The 25924-nt window shown below is 70.3% G+C and carries 22 protein-coding genes; 7 read left to right on the forward strand and 15 right to left on the reverse strand.

What is annotated here, in order from left to right:
- Positions 1-7: 7 nt before the first annotated feature.
- The 3 genes from AB0B50_RS16360 to AB0B50_RS16370 are packed head-to-tail and all read left to right on the forward strand — an operon-like array spanning position 8 to position 3105.
- Positions 8-1474, forward strand: coding sequence for an APC family permease (locus AB0B50_RS16360; protein ID WP_362331208.1), 1467 nt, complete (start codon positions 8-10; stop codon positions 1472-1474).
- A 13-nt stretch (positions 1475-1487) separates the two neighbouring features.
- Positions 1488-2258 carry a DUF998 domain-containing protein gene (locus AB0B50_RS16365; RefSeq protein ID WP_362331210.1) on the forward strand — a complete coding sequence of 257 codons (771 nt, stop codon included), beginning with the start codon at positions 1488-1490 and terminating at the stop codon, positions 2256-2258.
- A gap of 7 nt (positions 2259-2265) precedes the next feature.
- Complete coding sequence (locus AB0B50_RS16370) at positions 2266-3105, forward strand: alpha/beta hydrolase (protein WP_362331213.1); 840 nt, start codon at positions 2266-2268, stop codon at positions 3103-3105.
- 306 nt (positions 3106-3411) lie between these two features.
- Here AB0B50_RS16370 and AB0B50_RS16375 read toward each other — a convergent pair whose 3' ends face one another.
- The 4 genes from AB0B50_RS16375 to AB0B50_RS16390 all read right to left on the reverse strand — a co-directional run bounded on the left by AB0B50_RS16375 (position 3412) and on the right by AB0B50_RS16390 (position 8041).
- On the reverse strand, positions 3412-4479 hold the full coding sequence (locus AB0B50_RS16375; RefSeq protein ID WP_362331216.1) for a LacI family DNA-binding transcriptional regulator: 1068 nt from the start codon (positions 4477-4479) through the stop codon (positions 3412-3414).
- Between the two features lie 114 nt (positions 4480-4593).
- Positions 4594-6231 (reverse strand): extracellular solute-binding protein, encoded by a 1638-nt coding sequence (locus AB0B50_RS16380; RefSeq protein ID WP_362331219.1) that lies wholly within the window; start codon positions 6229-6231, stop codon positions 4594-4596.
- A 62-nt stretch (positions 6232-6293) separates the two neighbouring features.
- Positions 6294-7157: a carbohydrate ABC transporter permease gene (locus tag AB0B50_RS16385; RefSeq protein WP_362331661.1), complete on the reverse strand. Its 864-nt coding sequence runs from the start codon at positions 7155-7157 to the stop codon at positions 6294-6296.
- Between the two features lie 29 nt (positions 7158-7186).
- The gene (locus AB0B50_RS16390) at positions 7187-8041 is read right to left on the reverse strand and encodes an ABC transporter permease subunit (RefSeq protein ID WP_362331664.1); all 855 of its coding nucleotides are present in this window, start codon (positions 8039-8041) and stop codon (positions 7187-7189) included.
- Between the two features lie 371 nt (positions 8042-8412).
- On the opposite strand from AB0B50_RS16390, the gene AB0B50_RS16395 reads away from it, so the two are divergent.
- A complete protein-coding gene (locus AB0B50_RS16395) occupies positions 8413-9384 on the forward strand; it encodes a hydroxyacid dehydrogenase (protein ID WP_362331667.1) in 972 nt (323 codons plus the stop codon).
- A gap of 418 nt (positions 9385-9802) precedes the next feature.
- Here the strand turns inward: AB0B50_RS16395 and AB0B50_RS16400 are convergent, their stop codons facing one another.
- Entirely contained in the window at positions 9803-10435 is a 633-nt protein-coding gene (locus AB0B50_RS16400; protein WP_362331222.1) for a DUF305 domain-containing protein, read from the reverse strand.
- Between the two features lie 13 nt (positions 10436-10448).
- Complete coding sequence (locus tag AB0B50_RS16405) at positions 10449-11108, reverse strand: DUF3105 domain-containing protein (protein ID WP_362331225.1); 660 nt, start codon at positions 11106-11108, stop codon at positions 10449-10451.
- A 173-nt stretch (positions 11109-11281) separates the two neighbouring features.
- Between AB0B50_RS16405 and AB0B50_RS16410 the strand changes: the two genes are divergently transcribed.
- Positions 11282-11725: an Rrf2 family transcriptional regulator gene (locus tag AB0B50_RS16410; protein ID WP_362331228.1), complete on the forward strand. Its 444-nt coding sequence runs from the start codon at positions 11282-11284 to the stop codon at positions 11723-11725.
- A gap of 34 nt (positions 11726-11759) precedes the next feature.
- Here the strand turns inward: AB0B50_RS16410 and AB0B50_RS16415 are convergent, their stop codons facing one another.
- Positions 11760-13016, reverse strand: coding sequence for a globin domain-containing protein (locus AB0B50_RS16415; RefSeq protein ID WP_362331231.1), 1257 nt, complete (start codon positions 13014-13016; stop codon positions 11760-11762).
- A gap of 306 nt (positions 13017-13322) precedes the next feature.
- Here AB0B50_RS16415 and AB0B50_RS16420 point away from each other — a divergent pair, with 306 nt between their 5' ends.
- Positions 13323-14684, forward strand: a complete 1362-nt coding sequence (locus AB0B50_RS16420; protein ID WP_362331234.1) for a glutamine synthetase family protein — start codon at positions 13323-13325, stop codon at positions 14682-14684.
- Between the two features lie 139 nt (positions 14685-14823).
- Here the strand turns inward: AB0B50_RS16420 and AB0B50_RS16425 are convergent, their stop codons facing one another.
- Both AB0B50_RS16425 and AB0B50_RS16430 read right to left on the reverse strand, forming a co-directional pair.
- The gene (locus AB0B50_RS16425; protein WP_362331237.1) at positions 14824-15258 is read right to left on the reverse strand and encodes a VOC family protein; all 435 of its coding nucleotides are present in this window, start codon (positions 15256-15258) and stop codon (positions 14824-14826) included.
- A gap of 32 nt (positions 15259-15290) precedes the next feature.
- The gene (locus AB0B50_RS16430) at positions 15291-15806 is read right to left on the reverse strand and encodes a pyridoxamine 5'-phosphate oxidase family protein (RefSeq protein WP_362331240.1); all 516 of its coding nucleotides are present in this window, start codon (positions 15804-15806) and stop codon (positions 15291-15293) included.
- A 121-nt stretch (positions 15807-15927) separates the two neighbouring features.
- On the opposite strand from AB0B50_RS16430, the gene AB0B50_RS16435 reads away from it, so the two are divergent.
- Positions 15928-18924, forward strand: a complete 2997-nt coding sequence (locus tag AB0B50_RS16435; RefSeq protein WP_362331670.1) for a bifunctional [glutamine synthetase] adenylyltransferase/[glutamine synthetase]-adenylyl-L-tyrosine phosphorylase — start codon at positions 15928-15930, stop codon at positions 18922-18924.
- A gap of 80 nt (positions 18925-19004) precedes the next feature.
- Here AB0B50_RS16435 and AB0B50_RS16440 read toward each other — a convergent pair whose 3' ends face one another.
- The 6 genes from AB0B50_RS16440 to AB0B50_RS16465 all read right to left on the reverse strand — a co-directional run bounded on the left by AB0B50_RS16440 (position 19005) and on the right by AB0B50_RS16465 (position 25882).
- Positions 19005-19883 (reverse strand): phosphatase PAP2 family protein, encoded by an 879-nt coding sequence (locus AB0B50_RS16440; RefSeq protein ID WP_362331243.1) that lies wholly within the window; start codon positions 19881-19883, stop codon positions 19005-19007.
- Positions 19884-19989: 106 nt separating this feature from the next.
- Positions 19990-21015: a LacI family DNA-binding transcriptional regulator gene (locus tag AB0B50_RS16445; protein ID WP_362331246.1), complete on the reverse strand. Its 1026-nt coding sequence runs from the start codon at positions 21013-21015 to the stop codon at positions 19990-19992.
- Between the two features lie 25 nt (positions 21016-21040).
- Positions 21041-22681 (reverse strand): glycoside hydrolase family 13 protein, encoded by a 1641-nt coding sequence (locus AB0B50_RS16450; protein ID WP_362331249.1) that lies wholly within the window; start codon positions 22679-22681, stop codon positions 21041-21043.
- A gap of 44 nt (positions 22682-22725) precedes the next feature.
- Positions 22726-23634 carry a carbohydrate ABC transporter permease gene (locus tag AB0B50_RS16455; RefSeq protein ID WP_362331251.1) on the reverse strand — a complete coding sequence of 303 codons (909 nt, stop codon included), beginning with the start codon at positions 23632-23634 and terminating at the stop codon, positions 22726-22728.
- 14 nt (positions 23635-23648) lie between these two features.
- Positions 23649-24527, reverse strand: a complete 879-nt coding sequence (locus AB0B50_RS16460) for a sugar ABC transporter permease (protein WP_362331673.1) — start codon at positions 24525-24527, stop codon at positions 23649-23651.
- 62 nt (positions 24528-24589) lie between these two features.
- On the reverse strand, positions 24590-25882 hold the full coding sequence (locus AB0B50_RS16465; RefSeq protein WP_362331254.1) for an extracellular solute-binding protein: 1293 nt from the start codon (positions 25880-25882) through the stop codon (positions 24590-24592).
- Positions 25883-25924 lie beyond the last annotated feature (42 nt).

Consider the following 25924-nt stretch of genomic DNA (forward strand, 5'->3'; position numbering starts at 1 on the left):
TGAGCGCATGACGACTAAGGACGAACCGGAGCAGACCGGGGCGGGCACCCTGCCGGAACCGGACCCCGCCATCCCGCGGCAGTTCATCTCCTGGGTGACGCTCGCGCTCATGACCACCGCGTCCGTGGCCAGCCTGCGCCCCTCGCCCTCGATGGCCATCTACGGGCTCGCCGCGGTCTTCCTCTACCTCCTGCCCGCCCTGGTCTTCCTGCTCCCCACCGCCCTCGTCGGCGCCGAGCTCGCCTCCGGCTGGTCCGGCGGCATCTACCGGTGGGTGAGCGAGGCGCTCGGCAAGCCGCTCGGATTCGTCGCCGTGTGGTGCCAGTTCGCCATGACCATCGCGTACTATCCGAGCCTGCTCGCCTACGTCGCCTCCACGTTCGCCTACGTCGTCCATCCGAGCCTCGCCGAGAACGGCCTCTACGTGGCGATCGTCATCGTCGTCATCTACTGGACGGGCGTGTGGATCACCTCCCGGGGCACCAAGACCGTCGCCGGGCTCTCCTCCCTCGGGCTGATCATCGGCACCCTCATCCCCGGTGTCGTGCTCGTCGTCCTCGGCATCGTCTTCCTGGGGCAGGGCAACCCGTCCGCCGCGCCCATGAGCGCCGACCACTGGCTGCCCCCGTGGACCGGGCTCGCCAGCCTGGTCCTCATCGTCAACAACTTCCTCTCCTACGCGGGCATGGAGATGAACGGCGTCCACGTCTCGTCGCTGCGCCACCCGCGCTCCGAGTACCCGCGCTCGATCTTCCTCGCCACCGGCCTCGTGCTGCTGATCTTCATCCTTCCGGCCCTGGCCATCAGCTGGGTCATGCCGTCGGAGGAGCTCAGCCTCACCGCCGGTCTGATGCAGGCCTTCCAGGCGTTCTTCGACCACTTCCACATCGGCTGGATGACGAAGATCGTCGGCATCATGCTCGTCATGGCCGCGCTCGGCGGCATGCTCACCTGGCTCGCGGGCCCCGCCAAGGGGCTGGTCACGCTCGCCCGTCAGGAGGGCTATCTGCCGCCCGTCCTGCAGAAGTTCAACAAGGCGGGCGTCCCGCAGAACATCATGATCGCGCAGGGCGTCGTCACCACCCTGATCGGCGTCCTCTACGCCTTCAGTGACGACGTCTCCAGCGCGTACTGGATGTTCTCCGTGATCACCGTGCAGATCTATCTGATCGCGTACCTGCTGATGTTCGTGGCCGTCGTGCGCCTGCGGAAGTCGCAGCCGCAGGTGCCGCGCGGCTTCGTGGTCCCCGCCGTCACCTTCGTGGCGGCCGTCGGCTTCGTCGCGTCGCTGGCCGCGCTCGCCATCGGCTTCGTGCCGCCCGACCAGTTCGGCAAGGGCCCGCTCTGGCGCTATCTGCTGATCGTCGGCGGCGGGCTCCTCGCGCTCGGCGTCCTTGCGCCCGCGGCCTTCCTCAAGTTCCGCAAGCCGAGCTGGATCCACCCCGACCACCGCCCGTCCCATGCGTCCGAATAGCATTTGTCGACCGATGTCCGCATCTACGACGGCAGCGTCCATGGTCTCTGAGCAGCAGCCGCTCTCCCGCGGCACCCGGCCCGGGGCCTCCCGGTCCGTCGTCCACCGCGTCCTCGCGGCCCTTCTGCTGCTCGGTGCCCTCGGGTACGCCGGCTGGACGGTCGAGGCGTTCCTGCCGACCGGACTCTCGCCCCTTTCGTCGTACGTCAGTGAACTCGCCGCCCAGGACCAGCCGTACGGGACGTTCTTCCGCACGGTGGACTTCCTCGCCGGGCTGCTCGTCCTCGCGGGCGCGGTGGGGGCGCTGGTGCGGCGGGAGCGGCGGGAGTGGTGGGGCACGGCGGGCTGGGCCGGGCTCGCGCTGTTCGGGGCGGCCACGGCCGTCGACGCGCGGGTGCTGCCGCTGAGCTGCGCGCCGACCGCGGACGCGGGGTGCGCGGCGCGGGAGGGGGCGGGGGACGTGCCCTGGACACACTCCGGGCACGCCTTCAGCAGCAGCCTCGCGGTGGCGGGGGCGCTGGTCGCCATGGTGCTGCTCACGGTCGCCGCGCGGCGTTCGCTCGGCGGGGCGTGGGCGTGGCCTGCGCTCGCGCGCGGCGGGCCGGTTCTCGTGGTCCTCGAACTGGTCGCCACCGGGTGGACGTTGGCGTCCGTCGCCGCGTTCGAGGCGGGGCGGGGGACGTGGGGGCTCGGGGTGGGGCAGCGGCTTCAGGTGTTGTTCATCGCGGTGTGGATCGCGGTGCTCGCGTGGTCGATGGCCTCTTCGGCGGCGCGGCGGGGATGAACGGAGGATGGGCTTCGTACGCATCGGGGGAGTGCCGCACCACGTCGAGGTGACGGGGCGCGGGCCGGTGTGCGTGCTGAGCGCGGGGCTCGGGCTCGGCTGGTTCGACTGGGACCCCGTGGTGCCGCTGCTGGCTCCGCACCGGACCGTCGTCCGCTTCGACCGTCCCGGCCTCGGGCTGAGCGGCCACGCGCGCGTGGCGCCCACGTTGCGGGGCGAGGCGGAGCGGATTCTGCGGGTGCTGGACGCGGTGGGGCTCGGCGGGGAACGGGCGACGGTGGTCGGGCACTCGCTCGCCGGATTCCATGCGGAGGCGTTCGCGCGGCTGTATCCCGAGCGGACGTCGGGGCTCGTCCTGGTCGACTCCAGTGTGGAGGAGCGGCCGCGGGTGTGGTTGCCGCGAGGGCTGCGGGTGGCGGGCACGCGTGCGTGCGGGGCGGTGGTGTGCGGGGTGGGGTTGCCGCGGGCCGTGGGCCCCATGGCGCGGAGGCTGGCGGCGCCGACCCGGTGGGCGGGGCTGTACGGGACCAGCAGGGTGTGGCGGGCGGCGTCGATGGAGTACGCGACGTACGGCGATGTCGCGCTGGAACTGGCGGAGCTGCGGGCAGTGCTGCCGCTGCCGGACGTCCAGGTCACGGTCCTTGCGGCGTACGGGGGTGGCTCGCGGCGGTGGCTCGATCGTCAGCGGGCGCTTGCCGCGGGCCTCGGCGGGACGTTCCGGGTGGCGGAGCCGTCGGGCCACCTGGTGATGCGGGACCGCCCCGCGGACGTGGCATCGTCCCTCCACCTCACGCAGCCCCTCTCCCACCCACCCACCCGCTCGCCCGGCAGCGACCGAGCACCGTAGGAGCGGCGGCGTGGCGGGCTCGCGCACCTCGGCTTGGGCGGGGGGGAGTGGAGGGGGCGGTGAGGCCCGTGCACCCTGACTCGCGCACGAACTGGAAGGCCGGGGCGTGCCGCTGAAGGGGGCGCGGGGCTGTGACACGTGCGGCTTCGCCGCGTGGGTGCGAGTGGCCGTGATGGTGGCATGGCACTTGCTCGTTCAGCACGGGGCGGCGATGTGCCCCTGAAAGGGGCGCGGGGAACTGCGCGATCAGCCACTACGCGCCCGCAGACACACGAACCCCTACAGCCGCCCCCTCGCCCAGAACCCTCAGCCGCCCGCAGGGCCAGGGCCGCCCCGGAGAGGGCGGACGCTGTCGCGGATGACGATGTGGGTGCCCAGCAGATGACGTTCCTGCCCCGCCCGCGGCGAGCCCGTCAGGGCTCGGCGGACTGCCGTGCGGCCCATTTCCTCCGCGGGGATGTGGACCGTCGTCAGGCCCGGCGTGATGTCCGCGGCCACGGGGTCGTCGTTGTAGCCGACCACCGAGATGTCCTCCGGCACCCGCAACCCGTACTCCCGCAGCGCGGTGATCGCCGCCGCCGCGGCCCGGTCGTCACCCCCGAAGACCGCCGTGAAGTCCGGCTTCCCCTCCGCCTTGTCCAGCAGGTCCCGCATCGCCCGGTAGCCGTGGTTCTGCCCGAAGCCGAGCCCGTGGAGGACGGCTTCGCCGCGCGGCACGCCGTGGTCGTCGAGGGCCCGCAGATAGCCGGTGAGCCGGTCCTCGCCCGTCGTGTTCCCCGGCTGGTAGCCGAGCAGCGCGATCCGGCGGTGTCCGGCGCCCAGGAGGTGGCTGGTGACGGCATGGGCGCCCGCTTCGTTGTCGTACTCGACGACCAGCGCCGGCACGTCGGGCGCCGGAGCCGGGCGGCCGCAGAGCACCAGACGCGAGCCCGCGGCCGCAAGCACCTCCGCGTACCGCGCCATCCGCTGCCGGTACTCGTCGTCCTGGACCGCGCCGCCGACGAGCACCACGGCCTCGGCGGCCTGCTCCCGCATCATCTGCACCAGCGCCAGCTCGCGCGACGGATCGCTGCCGGTGGACGCGACCAGCGTGAGGCGGCCGTGCTGCGCGGCCTCCATCTCCACGCCCTGCGCGACCTGTGCGTAGAACGCCCCGACCACGTCGTAGGTGAGCACCGCGATCGTCTTGCGGCCCGCGCCCGCCAACGCGCGCGCGTGCGCGTTGGCGACGTAGTCGAGGTCCTTGACCGCCCTCAGCACCTTCGCGCGCGACGCCGTGGACGTCGGATAGTTCCCCGCGAGGACCCGCGAGACGGTCGCCACCGAGACCCCCGCGCGCGCGGCCACGTCGCGGATCGTGACCCGCTCACCCACCTGTGTCTCCCTCACCCCATGGCCTTTCGGCCGTCCAACCGACCGGATCCGGGGCGGAGTTGCCCCCACGACGACCCTCGCCCCGGACCCATCATCCCGCGCCGGTCCCTCGTCTCAGCGCGCGGCCTCGTACTCCTTCAGGAACTCCTCGGCGGACCGCTTGCCGCCCTGCGACTGCCACTTCTGGTGGATGCCGTCCCAGTCGGAGAGCTTCTTGCGGCCGGAGACGATCGCCGTGACGCCGTCCTCGATGATCTGCTGCATCGTGGCGCCCTGCCGGTTGTACGTGTCCGACATCAGGCCCCAGTGGTCGTCGGGGACGAGGAGCGGGACGACCCTCTTCTCCCAGGCGTGCAGCCGCTCGGTGAGGTCGGGGAAGCCGGGGAAGTACAGCGGCTGCGGCGCGTCCATCAGATAGGGGAAGGGCAGGTTGGTCTTGGAGTCGATCAGGCCGAGCTCGGTGGCGACCGGGTCGCCGTCCTTGTTGTACGTGAAGTGGGTGCCCTCGACGCCGTAGTGCATCAGCTCGTACTCCTTCGAGCCGAACGGCGAGGCGAGCCAGTCGAGCACGCGCAGCATCAGCTTCACGCGGTCCTTGGAGGCCTTCTTGATGACGGTGTAGCCGAAGCAGCCGCGGTTCTGCTGGTAGACGGGCGTGGCGCCGTCGACGGCGTACGGCTCGGCGACGTCCAGGGTGAACTCGTCCTTGATTCCCTGGGCGTTGGAGAGGGCGGCGCCCCAGCCGTCCGTCATCGAGCGGACGGTGCCGTTGTAGAACTGGGTCTTCAGGTCCACCTGGGAGATCGAGGTGGCGTCCGGGTTGTACGAGCCGGCCGCCCGAATCTTCGCCATGAACTCCAGCGCGGCCTTGAACTCGTCGGTCCCGTACATGTCGGTGACCTTGCCGCCCTTGATCTGCCACTGGTTGGGCGCGCCGTGCCACATCGCGTGGTACAGGTACCCGAAGAAGCCCACCGTGGAGGCGCCGAGGGCGAACTTCTTTCCCTGCGAGGCCTCTTGGGCCATGGACCGGAAGTCGGGCGCGGACATCCCCGGCCGGTACCCGGCCTTGTCGAAGGCCTCGCGGTTGATGAACATCGCGCCCTGCACCTTGGCGCGCTCGATCGGCAGGCCGTAGATGCGTCCGGCGATGCGGCCCATGCCCTCCCAGGCGTACGTGGGGATGTTGGCGAGGTTGGGGTAGTCCTTGACGGCGTCGCCCGACAGATGCTCGCTCAGATCGGCGCAGCGCGACTTCACGAACTGCGACTCCCTCGGGAGCACGTATCCGCCACCGAAGTTGATCATGTCGGGCAGGTCGTCGCCGGACATCAGCGTGGACATCTTGGCGCGGAAGTCCGCGTCGGGCACGACGGTGAACTCGACCTCCACGCCCAGGGCTTCGTTCACCGCCTGCCAGTACTTGTTCCGGCCGACCTCCTTCGGCGGGGTGCCGTAGGTGATCGTCATGACCTTGATCTTCTCCTTGCCGGTGCCGGGCTTCTCGGACATCGCCCGCACCAGCTTCTCCGGGTACTTCGTGTACCCGGGCTGCACGCCCTCGGCGGTCGGCGCGAGGTCGGGGGTGGGGCCCTTCGCCGGGGTGTACTTCGGCCAGGGCACCGCCTTCTTGCCCGCGTTGGAGACGTTGCCGCCGCCGCTGGAGTCGGTCGAACAGGCGGTCAGGACGGCGGGGGCGGCCAGGGCGGCGCCGCCGACGGCTATGGAGCGGAGCAGGGTGCGCCGCGACATCGAGGAACCGGACACGTGAATGAACCCTTCAGGACGACGAGTTGGTGAGGAGCTCGGCCGGCTCAGCTCTTGATGGCGCCGGTGAGCACGCCCTTGGTGAAGTACTTCTGCAGGAAGGGGTAGACGAGCAGGATCGGCACGGTGGCGATCACCAGGACGGCCATCTGCGTCGTCTGCGGCGCGGAGACCATGCCGGCCTCGCTCAGGCCGGTGTCGGCGATCTGGGACCCGCCGATGACGTACGTGCGCAGCACCTGGGACAGCGGCCAGTGGCCGGACTCCATGTAGATCGAGGCATGGAACCAGGCGTTCCAGTAGCTCACCGCGTAGAAGAGGGAGACCACCGCGAGGGCCGCCTTCGACAGCGGCAGGACGATCCGCCACAGGATGTGCCAGTCACCGGCGCCGTCCAGCCTCGCCGCCTCGTACAGCTCCTCGGGTATGCCCTGGAAGAAGCCGCGCAGCACGATCAGATTGAAGACGTTGATGAGTACGGGAGCGATGAGCGCGGCATACGTATCCATCATCCCCATGCCCTTGACCAGCAGGAACGCGGGGATCATGCCGGGCGGGAAGAGGAAGGTGAACAGGATGAGCAGCAGCACGGGCTTGCCGCCGAAGACGCCGGGGCGGGCCAGGGCGTACGCGAGGAAGGTGGTGCACGCGAGTGAGAAGAGCGTGCCCACGACGGTCAGGCCGACGCTCACGCCGAGCGCCTCGGTGACGATGCCGCCGCTGAGGATGGTGCGGTAGGCGCGCAGCGTCGGATCGCTCGGCCAAAGGACCCAGCCGCCGTTGTCCACGACCTCGCGGTTGGAGGCGAGCGAGGTGGAGACGATGACGAGGAACGGGATCAGCACGAGCCCGAGAACGACCACCACCGCAACGGCCTTCGCGGCCTTGGTCGCGAACCGGGGCTTCTCCATCCAGGCGGGCCTGGTGACGTGACCGGTACTCACTTGTAGACCCCCTGTTCGCCGAGCCGGTGGGCGACCCGGTTGGCGGTGAAGACGAGTGCCGCGCCGACGACACCCTTGAACAGGCCCGCGGCCGCCGCGTATCCGGTGTCGCCGCCGACGATGCCCTGCCAGAAGACGAAGGTGTCGAGGACCTCGCCGACCTCCGGGCCGACCGACTGCCGCTGCAGCAGCATCTGTTCGAAGCCGACGGAGAGGATGTCGCCGAGCCGCATGATCAGCAGCAGGATGATGATGGGCCGGATGCTGGGCAGCGTGACGTGCCAGAAGCGGCGCCAGGGCCCGGCTCCGTCGATGGCGGAGGCCTCGTACAGCTGCTCGTCGACCTGCATGAGGGCGGCGAGGAAGATGATCGTCCCCCAGCCGGCGTCCTTCCAGATCACCTCGATGACGACGAGGGGCTTGTACGCGTCCGGATTGCCGATGATGTCGACGGTGTGCAGCCCGGAGTCGCCGAGGAAGGTGTTCAACAGGCCCGTGTCACTGAGCACTTGCTGGAAGAGGGCCACCACGACGACCCACGACAGGAAGTGCGGCAGATAGATCACGGACTGCGTGAAGCGGCGCAGGAGGTCCGAGGTCAGGCTGTGCAGGAGCAGCGCGAGGGCGAGCGGCGCGGGAAAGAAGAAGACCAACTGCAGCACGGCGATGAACAGGGTGTTCCACGTCGCGTGCCAGAAGTCCGGATCCCCGAACATCCGCGAGAAGTTCTCCGTGCCCACCCAGGGGCTGGCCCACAGGCCGTCGAAGGGCACGTACTCCTTGAGGGCCACCGCGTTGGCGATGAAGGCGCCGTAATGGAAGACCAGGAAGTACACGAGGCCCGGCACCATGAGCAGCACCAGGAAGCGTGTGCGCTGAAACCGTTTCCACAGCTCACCACGCCCTGTTTTCCTACCAATTGACCCGCTGTCGCTCCTGCTGGGCGGCTTCACCGCCTCGGTTTCCGCCCGGTCCTTCGTCACCGTCGGCACGGCAACCCCTCCGTCGTCGGAACAAGGTGCCCGGAATCTAAAGCGGTTACTGTCCTTGGTCAACCCCCTTGGCCTGCATCGCCCTTGACCGCCGTCGCGGCTTGGTCCTAGCCTCCAAGCGCTGGTGGGTAACCGGTTACTACGAGGGATGGTCACGCGTGGCGGAGCAGGCATTGCGGGCGGATCAGCGGCAGCGGAGTGGTGACGGCCCGCCGTTCACGGCACTGGCGATGGGCGTCGAGGTCGCGGACCGCGTGTTCACGCCGGATCTGCGCGAACGGCTCTCCCACAGTGTGGAGTTGGCGCCGACGCCGCTGTCCGGGTCGCTGACGACGCCCGAGTCCGTGGCGGTCCTCGCCGGGACGGAGATCCTGGTCACGGGCTGGGAGTGCCCGCCGCTGACGCCGGAGGTCCTGGCCCGCGCGCCCCGCCTCCGGGTGGTGATCCACGCGGCGGGGTCGGTCAAGCCGATGGTGACGGACGCGGTGTGGGAGCGGGGGATCGTCGTCTCCTCGGCGGCGGACGCCAACGCGGATCCGGTGGTGGCGTTCACACTGGCGGCGATCACGTTCGCGGCGAAGGGGGCGCTGTCGACGGCGGCGGGGTACGCGGCGGGGTGGCCGCCGTTCGCCGAGCGGGCCGGGGCGGATGCGCGGACGGTCGGTGTCATCGGGGCGTCGAGGATCGGGCGGGGCGTGATGGCGGCGCTTCGGGCGTCGGACGCGGGCTATCGCATTCTGCTGACGGATCCGTACGTGACGTCGGCGGAGGCCGGGGAGTTGGGGGCGGAGTTGGTGTCACTGCCGGAACTGTGCGGGCGGAGCAGCATAGTGACGGTGCACGCGCCGCAACTGCCGGAGACGCGGGGGCTGTTGAGCGGGGAGATGCTCGGGCTCATCCCGGACGGTGGGGTGGTGGTCAACACGGCCAGGGGGGCGCTGGTGGACACGGAGGCGTTGGCTCGGGAGTGCGGGGCGGGGCGGTTGGACGCGTTCCTGGACGTCACGGATCCGGAGCCGCTGCCGGCGGACCACGCGCTGCTGCGCCTCCCGAATGTCCTGGTCACCCCGCATATTGCCGGGGCGCAGGGGAGTGAGGTGCGCAGGCTCGGTGAGTATGCGGTGGCGGAGGTGGAGCGTTACGTCGCGGGAGCGGAGCTGAGGGGAGCCCTCCACCGCGAGGACCTGCGGCGCTTGGCGTAGCTCTTGGCGGGGCCCGGTTCATCGGTTGCGCGGCGGCATCCCCTACCCCGCCGCTCCGCGGCGGATGTCTCCCACCCGCCCACCCGTTTGCCCGGCGGTGGACTTGTGCGAGTAGGAGAGACGGGTGGGCGGGGGAGGCGGTGAACCCGTACGGGCAGCAGCGACGACGGCGTGCAGACGCGTACGAGACGCGAGGGGACGTGGGGGTATGTGCGCACGGAGCACCGAGCACAACGCCACGCAGAACCGCAGCAACAACCCCCGCAACAAAGATGGCGAGTACGGACATACCCCCGCGGCCCCGCCCCACAGACGAACCGCAGGCGCAGGCCCCGCCCGTGGCCCCGTCCCGCAACCGAACCGCAGGCGCAGGCCCCGCCCGTGGCCCCGTCCCGCAACCGAACCGCAGGCGCGAGCCCTACGGCTTCGCGTCGCGGGACTTCAGCATCGTGGACATCAGGGCGATCTCCGACTCCTGCGACTCCACCATGCCCCGCGCCAGCCTCCGTTCCACCGGCACCTCGCAGCGCCGCACGCAGCCCTCCGCCATGTGCACCCCGCCCCGGTGATGCCGCGTCATCAGCTGGAGGTAGAGGATCTCCGCCTTCTCACCGCTCAGCTTTCCCAGCCGGGACAGCTCCGTTCGCGTCGCCATGCCCGGCATCAGCGCCCCGTCCTCGCCCGGCGGCATGTCCTCCATGCCCATCCACTCCATCGGCGCCCCCTCCGGCACCTTCGGCAGCTCCCACAGGTCCAGCCAGCCCAGCAGCATCCCGCGCTGGTTGGCCTGCGTCTGGGCGATGTCGTACGCGAGGCGCCGCACCTCCTCGTCGTCGGTGCGGTCCCGCACGATGTACGACATCTCCACCGCCTGCTGATGGTGGACCGCCATGTCCCGCGCGAAGCCCGCGTCGGCGGACGAACTCGCGGGCACATCAGGCGAGTCGGACCCCGTGGCCGCCACCGCGGCCGTGATGCCGCCCGCCAGGAGCGCCGCCACCGCGACACCCCCCGCGATCCACCTCGTACGCCGCTTCCCGGGCCACTTCACGGACTGCCCCGCCTCACTGCGCGAGCCCACTCGTGCACGCGGCCCCCGGCTCCGGAGTCTGCTTCCCCTGCACGTACGTGGAGAAGAACTCCTTGACCTTCGGGTCGTCCGCCCCCGACACCGTCCGCTGGTGCGCCCACGCCGTCAGCATGACGGGGTCCTTCTGGTCCTCGACCGGGCTCATCAGCGAGTACGGCGTCGCCCTGACCTTCGCCGCGAGCTTCTTCACGTCCGCCGGCTTCGCCTTGTCGTTGTACGTGACCCAGACGGCGCCGTGCTCCAGCGAGTGCACGGCGTTCACCTCCCTGAGTTCCTTCTCGTAGACGTCGCCGTTGCAGTTCATCCACGCCTGGTGGTGGTCCCCGCCCACGGGTGGCGTCATGGGGTAGTCCACGTCCTTCGTCACATGCGTGCGCCCGAGCTTGCCCCAGACCTTCTCGCCGCCCTCGGTGACCTTGTACTTCGGCCAGTCCTTCGCGTCGTCCTTCGAGCCGGAGTCGTCGTCCGCCCGGGAGAAGAGGAAGAAGCCGCCCACGCCGAGCGCCGCGACGACGACCGCGCTGAGCGTGATGATCAGGGCGCGGCCCCGGCGATCCCGTGCGCGCTCGGCCCGGCGCATCTCCTCTATTCGGGCCTTGCGGGAGGCGTTGCTCGTGTTCTTGGCGGAACCCATGATGTGTCCTTCGGCAGAAAGAGACGTACGGGACGAGACGACGAACGAGGGTCCGCCGATCGTAGTGGGAGGGAGGGGGCCCGCCACAGAGCGTCCGCGGATCCGGCGCATCCGGTCCATGACGGCACCAAGAGAATTTGAGGCCAGGATGCGCATTACCTACGCTCGAAGACATGCGGCTCATGCGATCCACCGACCTGGCGCTGCGCACCCTCATGCGCCTGGCCGTGGCGGAGAGCGGGACGGCCCCCACCACGCGCGAGGTGGCCGCCGACATGGCGGTGCCCTACACGCACGAGGCGAAGGTCGTCGCCGAGCTCCAGAAGATGGGCCTGCTGGAGGCCCGCAGGGGCAGGGGCGGCGGGCTCGCGCTGACCGAGGCAGGCCGCACGGCGTCGGTCGGCGCGCTGGTGAGGTCCTTCGAGGGCGACGGCGACGTGGTGGAGTGCGAGGGAGCGGCCCCGTGCCCGCTCAACTCGGCGTGCAGATTGCGCAGCGCACTGCGCAGGGCCCAGGAGGCGTTCTACGCCTCGCTGGACCCGCTGACGGTGGCGGACATGGTGGCGGCGCCGACGGGCCCGCTGCTCCTGGACATCACGGCACGGGACGCCACCTGAATCTCGCTCGCACCGCCACCTGAGCCCCTCGGACTCAGGCGCTCTGCCCCAGCCAGAGGTCGGGCCCGAACACCTCGTAATGAACGTCGGCGGCGGCAACTCCGCGCTCGATGAGCTGCCCCCGCACCGCCCGCATGAACGGCAGCGGCCCGCACAGATACGCGCGCGTGCCGGCCGGCAGCGGCGGCAGCGCCCCCAGGTCGACGAGCCCGGTGAGCTCCGCGGGGTGCCCCTCCTGGGGCCGCTCGTAGAAGAAGTACGCGGCGGAGTCCGGGAGTTTGCCGGTGTACGCCGCGTGGTCGGCCCGCAGCGCGTGCTCGGCGGGGGAGCGGTCGGCGTGCACGACGGTGACCGGGGCGCGGTGCCCGGCGGCGGCGAGCTGCTCCAGCATGGCGATCATCGGGGTGACGCCGATGCCGGCGGAGGCGAGCAGCAGCGGGGCCTCTCGGCCCGCCTGGCCTTCCCGGCCCGCCTGGTCCGACCGATCCGCCGCGTCCAGGACGAGGTCGCCGTACGGAGCGGAGACCCGCAGCACGTCCCCCTCGCGTACGTGCGCGTGCAGGTGGTTGGAGACCTCGCCCTCGGGCGCACCGGCGGCCGCCCGGATCCGCTTCACGGCGATCTGCCGCACCGGGGAGTCGGCCGGGCCGCCCGCCCCGGTCAGGCTGTACTGCCGTATCTGCCGTGCCCCGTCGGCCAGTTGGACCTGCACGGACACGTACTGCCCCGCGCGGAAGCCCGGCACGGGGGCCTCGCCGACGGGGCGCAGCTGGAACGTGGCGACGTCGGCCGTCTCCTCGACGCGGCCGACCACCTGCCACTCCCGCCAGGTGTCGCCCGAGGTGGCGCCCTGTTCGGCGTACAGACGCGCCTCGATGGCGATGAGGGCGTTGGCCATCAGCCAGTAGACCTCGTCCCAGGCGGCGGCGACCTCGGGCGTGACCGCGTCGCCGAGCACTTCGACGATGGCGGCGAAGAGGTGCTCGTGGACGATCCCGTACTGGTCGGCGGCCACGCCGAGCGAGGCGTGCTTGTGCGCGATGCGGTTCAGCATCACGTCGGGCCGCTCGTCGGGGTGCTCCACCAGGTGCGTCGCGAAGGCGGCGATCGATCCCGCCAGGGCCTGGCGCTGGGTGCCGGCGGCCTGGTTGCCGCGGTTGAAGAGGTCCCGCAGGAGTTCGGGGTGGGCCTCGAAGAGCCGCCCGTAGAACCGCTCGGTGATGTCGCCGATGGCGGCTTTGACGACGGGGAGGGTGGCACGGACGGTCGCGGCGGACGGTTCTGACAGCAACGGGACTCCTCAAAGCCGGATGGACCGGTCCGGGCCGGGTGCACCGGTCAAGGCCGGATGAGCCGACAAGGGGGCTTTACGTCTCCCTTGTCTGTGTTCAGACGGTAGAAAACTTGCATCTCAGATGCAAGTTAAAGGGAGGCGCGGCAAGCCCGCCGTTACGGAGCCGCCGATCAGCAGGCACTATGGGCACAGAGCGAGGTCTGCAACGCGCTCGAAACCGCGGAATGGGATGCTCGTGTGCCCGATGTGTCCCGTTGCGTGGGTGCAGGCGGCCTGACCAGCAAGGATGGGTGGAAGCGGAAGATGGACAAGCAGCAGGAATTCGTGCTCCGTACGTTGGAGGAGCGCGACATCCGGTTCGTACGCCTGTGGTTCACGGATGTCCTCGGCTTCCTGAAGTCGGTGGCCGTGGCCCCGGCCGAGCTCGAGCAGGCCTTCGACGAGGGCATCGGGTTCGACGGCTCGGCGATCGAGGGCTTCGCCCGTGTGTACGAGTCGGACATGATCGCCAAGCCGGACCCGTCGACGTTCCAGGTGCTGCCCTGGCGCGCGGAGGCCCCCGGCACCGCGCGCATGTTCTGCGACATCCTGATGCCGGACGGATCGCCGTCCTTCGCGGACCCGCGCTACGTACTGAAGAGGGCCCTGGCCAAGACCTCCGACCTGGGCTTCACCTTCTACACCCACCCCGAGATCGAGTTCTTCCTCCTGAAGGACAAGCCGCTGGACGGCTCGCGGCCCACCCCCGCCGACAACTCCGGCTACTTCGACCACACCCCGCAGAACGTGGGCATGGACTTCCGCCGCCAGGCCATCACGATGCTGGAATCCATGGGCATCTCGGTCGAGTTCAGCCACCACGAGGGCGCGCCGGGCCAGCAGGAGATCGACCTGCGGTACGCGGACGCGCTCTCCACCGCCGACAACATCATGACGTTCCGCCTGGTCATGAAGCAGGTCGCGCTCGAACAGGGCGTGCAGGCCACCTTCATGCCGAAGCCGTTCTCCGAGCACCCGGGCAGCGGCATGCACACGCACTTGTCGTTGTTCGAGGGCGACAGGAACGCCTTCTACGAGTCCGGTGCCGAGTACCAGCTCTCCAAGGTCGGCCGCTCCTTCATCGCGGGCCTGCTGAAGCACGCCGCCGAGATCTCCGCGGTCACCAACCAGTGGGTGAACTCCTACAAGCGGATCTGGGGCGGCTCCGAGCGCACGGCCGGCGCGGGCGGCGAGGCGCCCTCGTACATCTGCTGGGGCCACAACAACCGTTCGGCGCTGATCCGCGTACCGATGTACAAGCCCGGCAAGACGGGCTCGGCGCGTGTGGAGGTCCGCTCCATCGACTCCGGCGCCAACCCCTACCTGACGTACGCGGTGCTGCTGGCCGCCGGGCTCAAGGGCATCGAGGAGGGGTACGAACTCCCTCCGGGGGCCGATGACGACGTGTGGGCGCTGTCCGACGCGGAGCGGCGTGCGATGGGGATCGAGCCGTTGCCGCAGAATCTCGGCGAGGCGATTTCGCTGATGGAGCGGAGTGAGTTGGTCGCCGAGACGCTCGGCGAGCACGTGTACGACTTCTTCTTGCGGAACAAGAAGCAGGAGTGGGAGGAGTACCGCTCCGAAGTGACCGCTTTCGAGCTCCGCAAGAACCTCCCGGTTCTGTAGCGCCCCTGAAAGGGGCGCGGGGAACTGCGCGAGCAACCGGAGAGCAGCCGCAGGCGCGTCTGCCGAGTCACCGGGCAGACGCGTCTGCGGCTTTTCGTGGGCTGAGCGCGCAGTTCCCCGCGCCCCTTGCGGGCGCTTCCTACGGGGCGGCCACAATCGCATCCCGCAGCGGCGTAGCCGCGCGGACCCGGTACTCCTGGATCGCCCAGCCGTTGCCGTCCGGGTCCTTGAAGTACATGAACGTGCCGCCGTCCTGCGGCGCGTGCTGGACCGGCTCGGTGACGTCCAGGCCGCGGGCGACCAGCTCGGCGTGGGCGGCCTTGGCGTCGGAGACGCACAGTTGCATGCCCTGGTAGGAGCCCGGGGCCGGGCGCGGGCCCTCCATCGTCTCCCAGACCGCGTCGCCCAGGGCGATGGAACAGCCCGAGCCCGGCGGGGTCAGCTGGACGATGCGCATGCCCGGCATGACCTCCGTGTCGATGTCGACGTGGAAGCCGAGCTTGTCGCGGTAGAACTCCAGCGACCTGTCGACGTCGCTGACCGGCAGCAGGATCACTTCGAGTGTGTATTCCATGGGCCGCAGTACACCAGGGAGTTGGGTCTGTGTCAGCGCTCGAAACGCCACCGCGTCTGGCTGAACGGTTCGCCCTTGCCGAAGCCGAAGGCCGTGCGCGGGGTCACCGCGAAGACGTACGCGTGGCCGGGGCCGTGGTGGAAGCAGGAGTCCCGTACCTCGTAGTGCCAGAAGCTGCCGTATTTCTCCTCCCAGGCTGCCGCCAGACGCCGTAGCCGGGCCTCGTCCGTGACGCGCACCGCCGCGCCCTCCACGACCAGGTCGTAGCCCTTGTCCCAGAGGTTGACGCCGGTGGTCAGGACGGTCTCGGGGTTGGCCGCGAGGTTCTTGGCCTTGCGCTCCTCGGGGCCCGTCGCGAAGTGCAGGGCGCCGTCCAGCCACACCGCGGGCAGCGGGGTGACGTGGGGGCGGCCGTCGGGTCGTACCGTCGAGACCCAGAACAGCTCGGCGGACTTCAGCTTGGCCACTGCCTCGGGCCACGGCGTCGCCTCGGCGCCGGGGCTGCTGTACCTGGCGTCCAGGTCCGTACGCGGTTCCGTACTCGGCATGGTTCGTCCCTCCGCCGCTTCTTCGATGCTCCCGTCCAAGGACGGACTGCGCGCGCGGGCGGAACTCATCGGTGAGGCCGTAGGCTCGGGCGAAGAAGTGATCGAACGGAGGCGCGGGACCATGACGCTGCCGCAAGGGCGCAGAAGCAGTACGTTCACGCGGCTGCTGCGGCACGGCTTCACCGATCCGTCCGCGGCGGAGCGGCTCCTGGACGACCCCGCGCTGAGTGCCGTCCGCTCCGACCCGCTGCTCCTGGACGCGCTCGGCGCCACCGCCGACCCGGATTTGGCGCTGCTCGGCCTGGTCAGGCTGGTCGAGGGGCAGGAGGACGACCTCAGCCGGCGGGAGCTGCTCGACACCCTCGTCACCGCCAAGCCCCTGCGCGACCGTCTGCTCGGGGTGCTCGGCGCCTCCGAGGCCCTCGCCGACCACCTGGCCAGGCACCCCCGCGACTGGCGGGCCCTGGTCACGTACGAGTCGGCCGATCTGCACCCCGGAGTGGAGGAGTTCGAGCGCGGCCTCGCCGACGCCACGGACCCGGTCTCGCTGCGCGTCTCCTACCGCCGCTGTCTGCTGGCCATAGCGGCCCGTGACGTGTGCGGCACGACGGACGTCGCCGAGACGGCGGCCGAGCTCGCGGACCTCGCGACGGCGACGCTGCGGGCGGCGCTCGCCATGGCCCGCGCGGCGGCGCCCGGTGACGCCGCGCAGTGCAGGCTCTCGGTCATCGCGATGGGCAAGTGCGGCGGCCACGAGCTGAACTACGTCTCCGACGTCGACGTCATCTTCGTCGCCGAACCCGCCGACGGCGCCGACGAGGACAAGGCGCTGCGGGCCGCGACCCGGCTCGCCTCGCACATGATGCGGATCTGCTCCGAGACCAACGTCGAGGGCACCATCTGGCCCGTCGACGCCAACCTCCGCCCCGAGGGCAGGAACGGCCCGCTGGTGCGCACCCTCTCCAGCCATCTCGCGTACTACCAGCGGTGGGCGAAGACCTGGGAGTTCCAGGCGCTGCTCAAGGCCCGCCCCGTCGCGGGCGACCTCGAACTCGGCGAGGAGTACGTGGCCACGCTCGCACCGCTCGTCTGGCACGCCGCCGAGCGAGAGAACTTCGTGACCGACGTGCAGAAGATGCGCCGCAGAGTCGTCGAGAACATCCCGGCGGGCGAGGTCGAGCGGGAGCTGAAGCTCGGTCCCGGAGGGCTGCGGGACGTCGAATTCGCCGTCCAGATGCTGCAGTTGGTGCACGGCCGCAGCGACCCCTCGATCCGCAGCGGTTCGACGCTGGAGGCGCTGCACGCGCTCGGCGAGGGCGGGTACGTGGGGCGGGTGGACGCCGTCCAGCTCGACGACGCGTACCGCTTCCTGCGCTCCCTGGAACACCGCATCCAGCTGTACAAGCTGCGCCGCACCCACCTCGTGCCGGAGGGCGACGCCGACCTGCGGCGCATCGGCCGCTCCCTGGGGATGCGCACCGAGCCGATCACGGACCTGAACCGCGCCTGGAAGCGGCACACCTCCGTGGTGCGCCGCCTGCACGAGAAGCTCTTCTACCGCCCGCTGCTCGACGCGGTCGCCCAACTCGCGCCCGGCGAGGCGCGGTTGAGTACCGAGGCGGCCCGCGAGCGCCTGGTCGCCCTCGGGTACGCGGACCCCAGCGCGGCCCTCAGGCACCTGGAGGCGCTGGCGTCCGGGGTGTCCCGCAAGGCGGCCATCCAGCGCACCCTCCTGCCGGTCCTGCTCGGCTGGTTCGCGGACTCGGCGGACCCGGACGCGGGCCTCCTCGGCTTCCGCAAGGTCTCCGACGCGCTCGGCAAGACCCCTTGGTACCTGCGCCTGCTGCGGGACGAGGGCGCGGCGGCCGAGAACCTCGCCCGCGTCCTGTCCGCCGGACGCCTCGCCCCCGACCTGCTCCTTCGCGCCCCCGAGGCGGTCGCCCTCCTCGGCGACCAGCGGGGCCTGGAGCCGCGCGGACGCGCCCACCTGGAGCAGGAGATCCTCGCGGCGGTGCGCCGCGCGGACGGCGCCGAGCAGGCGGTGACGGCGGCGCGCGGAGTCCGCCGCAGGGAGCTGTTCCGCACCGCCGCGGGGGACCTCATCGGCTCGTACGGCACGGAGGACAGCCCTGCCGAAGCAGACCCGGGGGCGCTGGTGGACCGGGTGGGCACGGCGGTCTCCGACCTCACCGCCGCCACGCTCGCGGGCACCCTGCGCGCCGTGGTCCGCGAGGGCTGGGGCGACACGCTCCCGACCCGCTTCGCGGTCATCGGCATGGGCCGCTTCGGCGGTCACGAGCTGGGCTACGGCTCGGACGCGGACGTCCTGTTCGTGCACCAGCCGCGGGAGGGCGCCGACGAGCAGGAGGCGACCAAGGCCGCGGCGAAGGTGATCTCGGAGATGCGCAGGCTCCTCCAGATCCCGTCCGCCGACCCGCCGTTGCTCATCGACGCCGATCTGCGCCCGGAGGGCAGGAGCGGCCCGCTGGTGCGCACCCTCAAGTCGTACGAGGCCTACTACCGCCGCTGGTCCCTGGTCTGGGAGTCACAGGCGCTGCTGCGGGCCGAACCGGTCGCGGGCGACGAGGAGTTGAGTCGTGCCTTCATCGAGCTCGTCGACCCCCTGCGCTATCCGGCGGAGGGCCTCGGCGAGGACGCGATCCGCGAGATCCGCCGCCTCAAGGCCCGCATGGAGGCGGAGCGGATGCCGCGCGGCGCCGACCCGACGCTCCACACCAAGCTGGGCCGCGGCGGTCTGTCCGACGTCGAATGGACCGTTCAGCTCCTGCAGCTGGAGCACGCCTGGGCCGAGCCGGGCCTGCGCACGACCCGCACCCGCGAGGCCCTCGCGGCGGCCTGCGCGGCGGAGCTGATCCCGGCACAGGACGCGGCGATCCTCGACGAGGCCTGGGTCCTCGCGACGCGCGTGCGCAACGCGGTGATGCTGGTACGCGGCCGCGCGGGCGACACGTTCCCCTCCGACGGCCGCGAGCTCGCCGCGGTGGGCCGCTACCTGGGCTACGACGCCGGCCACGTGGGCGACATGCTGGACGACTACCGGCGCATCACGCGCAGGGCGCGGGCGGTGGTGGAGGAGAGGTTCTACGGGGCGTCGTAGCCCGCCGGGATCGTGCCCCCGTAAGGGGCGCGGGGAACTGCGCGAGCAACCACGAACGAGCCGCAGCCGACGGACGACGCTCAGACTTTCAAGGGAACCAAGGGCGCCGCACCCTCGACCGCCACCTCGCGCGGCAGCGCATACGGCATCGAGCCGTACCACAGACGTGCCACCGCGAAGCCGAAGGCCAGGCAGATCATGCCGCCCACCGCGTCCAGCCAGAAGTGGTTGGCGGTGGCCACGATCACGACGAGCGTCGCCGTGGGGTAGAGGAGGCCGAGGACCTTCACCCACGGCACGGACGCGAGCGCGAAGATCGTCAGGCCGCACCACAGGGACCAGCCGATGTGCATCGACGGCATCGCCGCGTACTGGTTCGACATGTTCTTCAGGTCGCCCGAGGCCATCGAGCCCCAGGTGTTGTGGACGACGACGGTGTCGATGAACTGGGTGTTGTTCATCAGGCGGGGCGGCGCCAGCGGATACAGGTAGTAGCCGACCAGGGCCACCGCCGTCGTCGCGAAGAGCACCAGACGCGTGGCCGCGTACCGCCCGGGGTGCTTGCGGAACAGCCAGACCAGGACGCCCAGCGTCACCACGAAGTGCAGCGTCGCGTAGTAGTAGTTCATGCCGACGATGAGCCATGTCACCGAGTCCACGGCGTGATTGACGCTCTTCTCGACGGCGATGCCCAGATCCTGCTCGATCTGCCAGATCCAGTCGGCGTTCTTCAGCGCCTGGGCCTTCTGTTCCGGCACCGCGTTGCGGATCAGTGAGTACGTCCAGTAGCTCACCGCGATCAGCAGGATCTCGAACCACAGCCGGGGCCGACGGGGCGTGCGCAGGCGCTGCACACGTCGCAGGAGACTCCGCCCATTGCGGTCTTCTTCCTCGCCCGCGACGGGTGATGCGGCAGGCCCTTCGCGGCCCTCGATTGTCGTCACGGTCGTCTCACCCATAGGCACAGAGTCTGCCAGATATCCGCCCCCCGCCCGATCATCCCCTGGTCGGGTTCGGGCCGCACTCCCTACGCCGCAGGAACGACCCCGCGACCCTGAGAAAGCCCTAGGGATTCCTGGGCGCGGAAGCGGTTGAACCGCGAACGACCAGCTCGGGCATGAAGACGAATTCGCTGTGCGGCGCGGGGGTGCCGCCGATCTCCTCCAGGAGGGTGCGCACCGCGGCCTGGCCCATCGCGGGCACCGGCTTACGCACCGTGGTCAGCGGCGGATCGGTGAACGCGATCAGCGGGGAGTCGTCGAAGCCGACCACCGAGACGTCGTCCGGCACCTCCAGGCCCCGCTGCCGCGCCGCCCGTATCGCACCGAGGGCCATCATGTCGCTGGCACACGCCAGGGCGGTGCAGCCGCGGTCCATCAGGGCCGCGGCCGCGGCCTGGCCGCCCTCCAGGGTGTACAGGGAGTGCTGCACCAGATCCGCCTCGATCTCCTCGGGGGAGAGGTCCAGCTGGTCCTGCATCGTGCGTACGAAGCCCTCGATCTTTCGCTGTACGGGTACGAATCGCTTCGGACCGAGGGCGAGTCCGATGCGCGTATGACCGAGGGAGACGAGGTGGGTGACCGCGAGGCGCATCGCCGCGCGGTCGTCGGGGGAGATGAACGGCGCCTGCACCTTCGGCGAGAAGCCGTCCACGAGCACGAAGGGCACGCCCTGGGCCCGCAGCTGTTCGTAGCGCTGCATGTCGGCCGAGGTGTCCGCGTGCAGGCCCGAGACGAAGATGATCCCGGCGACCCCCCGGTCCACCAGCATCTCGGTCAGCTCGTCCTCGGTGGAGCCGCCCGGGGTCTGCGTGGCCAGGACCGGCGTGTACCCCTGCCGGGTCAGGGCCTGCCCGATGACCTGGGCGAGCGCGGGAAATATCGGGTTCTCCAGCTCCGGCGTGATCAGGCCGACCAGGCCCGCGCTGCGCCGACGCAGACGCACCGGGCGTTCGTAGCCGAGCACGTCGAGCGCGGCGAGCACGGACTGACGGGTGGCCGCGGCGACGCCCGGCTTGCCGTTGAGCACGCGGCTTACTGTCGCTTCGCTGACCCCCGCCTGGGCTGCGATGTCGGCTAGCCGTGCGGTCACAGGATTGGACTGTACCGGTCGCATCTCAGGCTGCCCACCAGACCGTTGAATCGGCCGGGAGGACGGTCTCGTCGGCGGCGGGCGCGACGTCGGCGCTCGCGAGGAGCAGGGTGCCGGGGGTGGGCAGCGCGACGGGGGACGCGGTGAGGTTCACCGTGCAGACGAAGGAGCCCTCGGGGGTGGTGCGGCGGAAGGCGAGCACGCCCTCGGGGGATGCCAGCCAGGCGATGTCACGGCCCCCGCCGAGCGCCGGGTGCTCGCGGCGCACGGCGAGGGCGCTGCGGTAGAACTCCAGCGTCGAGGTCGGGTCGCCCGTCTGCGCGGCCACCGACAGGTCCTTCCAGTTCGCCGGCTGCGGCAGCCAGCTCGGGCCGCCCTCGGCGGGCCCGAAGCCGAACGGCGCGCGCTCGCCGGACCAGGGCAGCGGCACCCGGCAGCCGTCGCGCGTGCCGTCCTGCCCGGCGGAGCGGAAGAACGCCGGGTCCTGGCGCACCTCGTCCGGCAGCTCGGTGACCTCGGGCAGGCCGAGCTCCTCGCCCTGGTAGAGGTAGGCGGAGCCGGGAAGCGCCAGCATCAGGAGCGAGGCCGCCCGCGCCCGGCGAAGGCCGCGGGCCTCGTCGCCGTCGGCGAAGCGGGTGGAGTGGCGTACGACGTCGTGGTTGGAGAGCACCCAGGTGGCGGGCGCCTCGACGGCGTTCATCGCGGCCAGGGAGTGGTCGATGACGGCGCGCAGCGCCGCGGCGTCCCAGTCGGTGGTGAGGTACTCGAAGTTGAAGGCCTGGTGCAGCTCGTCGGGGCGCAGGTACAGGGCGCTGCGCTCGACGGTGGGGGTCCACGCCTCGGCGACGGCGATGCGGTCGGCGCCGTACTCCCCGAGGATCTTGCGCCAGTCGCGGTAGATCTCGTGGACGCCGTCCTGGTCGAAGTACGGCACGGCCTGGTTGCCGAGCAGCTTGACCTGCTCGTCGTGACCGATGTCGGGCAGTCCCGCGGCCTTGACCAGGCCGTGCGCGACGTCGATGCGGAAGCCGTCGATGCCGAGGTCGAGCCAGAAGCGCAGGACGGAGCGGAACTCGTCGTGGACGGCGGGGTGCTCCCAGTTGAAGTCGGGCTGCTCGGGGGCGAAGAGGTGGAGGTACCACTCGCCGTCCTCGACGCGGGTCCAGGCGGGGCCGCCGAAGATGGACTCCCAGTCGTTGGGCGGCAGTTCGCCGTCCGCTCCCTTGCCCGCGCGGAAGTGGAAGCGGTCGCGCAGCGGGGATCCCGGGCCCTCGCGCAGCGCCTGCTTGAACCACTCGTGCTGGTCGGAGCAGTGGTTGGGCACGACGTCGACGATGACGCGCAGGCCCAGCGAGTGGGCCTCGCGCACCAGGTCGTCGGCGTCGGTGAGGGTGCCGAACATCGGGTCGACGGCGCGGTAGTCCGCCACGTCGTAGCCGGCGTCGGCCTGCGGCGAGGAGTAGAAGGGGGAGAGCCAGACGGCGTCGACGCCCAGGTCGCGCAGGTGCGGCAGGCGGGCCGTGATGCCGGGCAGGTCGCCCATGCCGTCGCCGTTCCCGTCGGCGAAGCTGCGCGGGTAGACCTGGTAGATGACCGCGTCGCGCCACCACTCCCGGGTGGGCGCGGAGTCGGTGGCGGCGGGCGCGGCGGTGGCGTGCTGGGTCATGAAGTCCCTTAGGAGTGCGGGGAGTTACAGGGGCTGGAGGGGCGTCAGGACTTGGTGCCGCCGGCCGTCAGGCCCGACACCAGGTTGCGCTGGACCAGAAGGAAGACGAGGGTCGCCGGGATCAGGATGATCACCGAGGCGGCGGTCATCATGGCCCAGTCTGCGCGGGATTCGGTGGCGAAGGTGCGGATTCCGACCGCAAGGGTGTAATGGTCCGCCCCCATGAACTGGGAGGCGTAGGCGACCTCGCCCCAGGCGGTGAGGAAGCTGTAGAAGGCGGTCACCGCGAGGCCCGGCTTGGCGAGCGGCACGATGAGCCGCCAGAACGTGCCGAAGGGGGTGAGGCCGTCGACCCGTCCCGCCTCGTCGATCTCGTGCGGGATCGTGTCGAAGTACCCCTTCATCATCCAGGCGCAGAAGGGGACCGCGGTCGTCGCGTACGTGAGGATGAGCCCCAGGTAGTTGTCGATCAGGTCGAAGCGGGCCAGGAGTTCGTACAGCGGCACGATCAGGACGGCCATCGGGAACATCTGGGTGACCAGGAACGACCACATCAGCTGTTTGTGGCCGGGGAAGCGCATCCGCGAGACCGCGTAGCCCGCGCTCGCCGCGAGGAACACGCCGAGCACCGTGGTGCCGCCCGCGACGATCACCGAGGCGCCGAACCACTGCGGGAAGTCGGTGTCGGTGAGCACCTTGGCGTAGTTGTCGAGGCTGAGGTTGCCGAGCACCTCGCCGGGGCTCTGCCAGGCCGTCTTGGGGCCGAGCGAGATGAAGACGATCCACACGACGGGGAACGCGGCGACCAGGCTCGCCAGGATCAGCGTGCCGTGCAGCGCGACCGAGGCGAGCGTCGAGCGCTCCTCGCGGCCGCGGACCCGCTTGGTGCGGGGCGCGGCGGCCTTCGCCGGAGCCGTGACGGAGGTGGGGGAGTGGGTGGTTGCTGAGGTCATGGTGGCGGGCCCCCTCACGCCTGCTCGGTCTTGAGCTGGCGGCGGCGGTAGAAGGTCGAGAAGGCGAGGAGGAGGGCGAGGATGACGATTCCGTAGGTGGCTGCGCCGGAGTAGTCGGACACTCCGGTGAACGCCTTGCGGAACGCGAAGGTCACGAGGATGTCCGCCTCACCGGTGGTGTTCTGGCCGAGCAGCAGATAGATCACCGCGAACATGTTGAACGTCCAGATGCAGCCGAGCAGGACCACGGTGTTGGTGACCGGGCGCAGACCGGGGAGCGTGACGTTCACGAACCGCTGCCAGGGGGAGGCGCCGTCCATCTCGGCGGCCTCGTACAGCTCCTTGGGAATGGACTGGAGTCCGCCGAGGAGCGCCACCATGTTGAAGGGGACGCCGATCCAGACGTTCACCATGATCACGGCGACCTTCTGGGCGAGCGGAGTGGCGAGCCAGTTCTGGGCCGGCAGGCCGACCGCCGTGATCATCTCGTTGAAGACGCCGTACTGCGAGTTGAGCATCAGACGCCAGGCGAAGACGCCGACGAACGCCGGGACCGCCCAGGGCAGGATCAGCAGGGCGCGGTAGAGCAGCTTGGCGCGCATCCTGCGGTTGAGCAGGAGGGCCAGGCCCATGCCGATGGCGATGTGCAGGACGACGCAGGAAACGGTCCAGATCACCGTCCAGATCAGGCGCGGGTAGAAGTCGCCGTCCGCGCCGGACAGGACCGACCAGTAGTTGTCGAGCCCGACCATCTCGTACGTCGCGGGGGCGTGGAAGGCGCCGATGTCGCGCGCCACGTTCGCCTCGTTGGCGTTGGTCAGCGAGAGGTAGAAGCCGTAGCCCAGCGGATACAGGACCAGTACCGCGAGGACGATGGTGACCGGCGCCACCATCGCCCAGGCGTACCAGTACTTCTGCCAGGAGTGGCGAAGTGCGGTGATCAACTCTGCCTGCCTCAGCTGCCGATGGTGTAGCCGGGGAGGAGCTTCTTGAAGTCGTCGGCGGCCGCGTCGAGGCCGGACTTCACCGGGACATCACCCTGGAGGATCTTCGTGTACTGCTGCACCAGCGGCGTGAAGAGGCTGCCGACCTGGGGGAGCGCGACGCGCGGCCGGGCGCTCTTCATGATCGGGTGGAAGCCCTTGACGCGCGGGTCCTTCAGGACCTCGGGGGTGTACGCGGACTCGCGGGTCGGCAGCGTCGCGGTCCCGGCGGCGATCTTCTGCTGGCTCTGCGAGGTGGTCATGAACTGGGTGAAGAGGTAGGCGGCGTCCAGGTTCTTGGAGCCCTGGTAGACGGTGAGGTCGTGGCCGCCGGTGGGGGACTGCGGCTTGCCGGTGGAGCCCGCGGGGACCGGGGCGAAGCCGAGGTTGTCCTCGTCGCCCTTGAAGGCCTTGCCCGAGAGGTCGTCGGTGACGGACCAGGGGCCCTGGATCAACATGGCGACCTCGCCGTTCTTGAACGAGGTCTGCATGTTGTCGTAGGCGTTGGCGAAGTCGACCTTCGCGGAGGCCTGGTCGTAGACCTTCTTCGCCGTGGTGACGGCCTTGACGGCCTCCGGCGAGTTGATCGTGATCTTCTTCGCCTTCGGGTCGGCGAGGTCGGTGCCCTCGCCGTAGAGGAAGGGGAGCAGGAAGTAGGAGTCGGGGTTGACGTAGGTGCCCTCGACGCCGGTCTTCTTCTTGATGGTCTTCGACGTCTCGATGAACTCGTCCCAGGTGGTGGGCGCCTTCTCGATGCCGGCCTTCTTGAAGAGCTTCTTGTTGTAGAGGATTCCGAGGGTGTCGGTGACCGACGGGACGCCGTACGTCTTGCCCTGGTACTTCGTGGTGTCCAGCGGGCCGTCGGTGAAGTCGTCCGTGCCGCCCTTGAGGGCGAGGGTGCCGTCCAGCGGGGCGATGTAGTGCAGCGAGGCGTACTCGGGGATGAGGCCGACGTCGGCGCGCATCACGTCGGGGGCGCCCTTGCCGGTCTTCGCCGCGGACTTGAACTTCTGCTCGATCGAGGCGAACTCGATGTTCTCGTAGTTCACGTCGACCTTCGGGTACTTCTTCTCGAAGTCGGCGATCAGCTTCTTGTAGACCGGCGCCTCGGTCGTGGCGTCCGAGGTGTCCCAGTACGTGATGGAACCGGAGATGTCCTTGGCGGACTTCGCGTTGCCGGTCGAGCCTTCGTCATCGCTGCCGCAGGCGGTGGCGCCGAGCGCGAGAGCGGTGACCGCGGCGGCGATCGATATGCCACGTCGCATAGTGAACTCCTGAGGGATGGACCCGCTGTGCCGTCCGTCCCT

Origin of the sequence: Streptomyces sp. NPDC041068 (assembly GCF_040647455.1) — a bacterium.
In the GTDB taxonomy this organism is placed as follows: Bacteria; Actinomycetota; Actinomycetes; order Streptomycetales; family Streptomycetaceae; genus Streptomyces.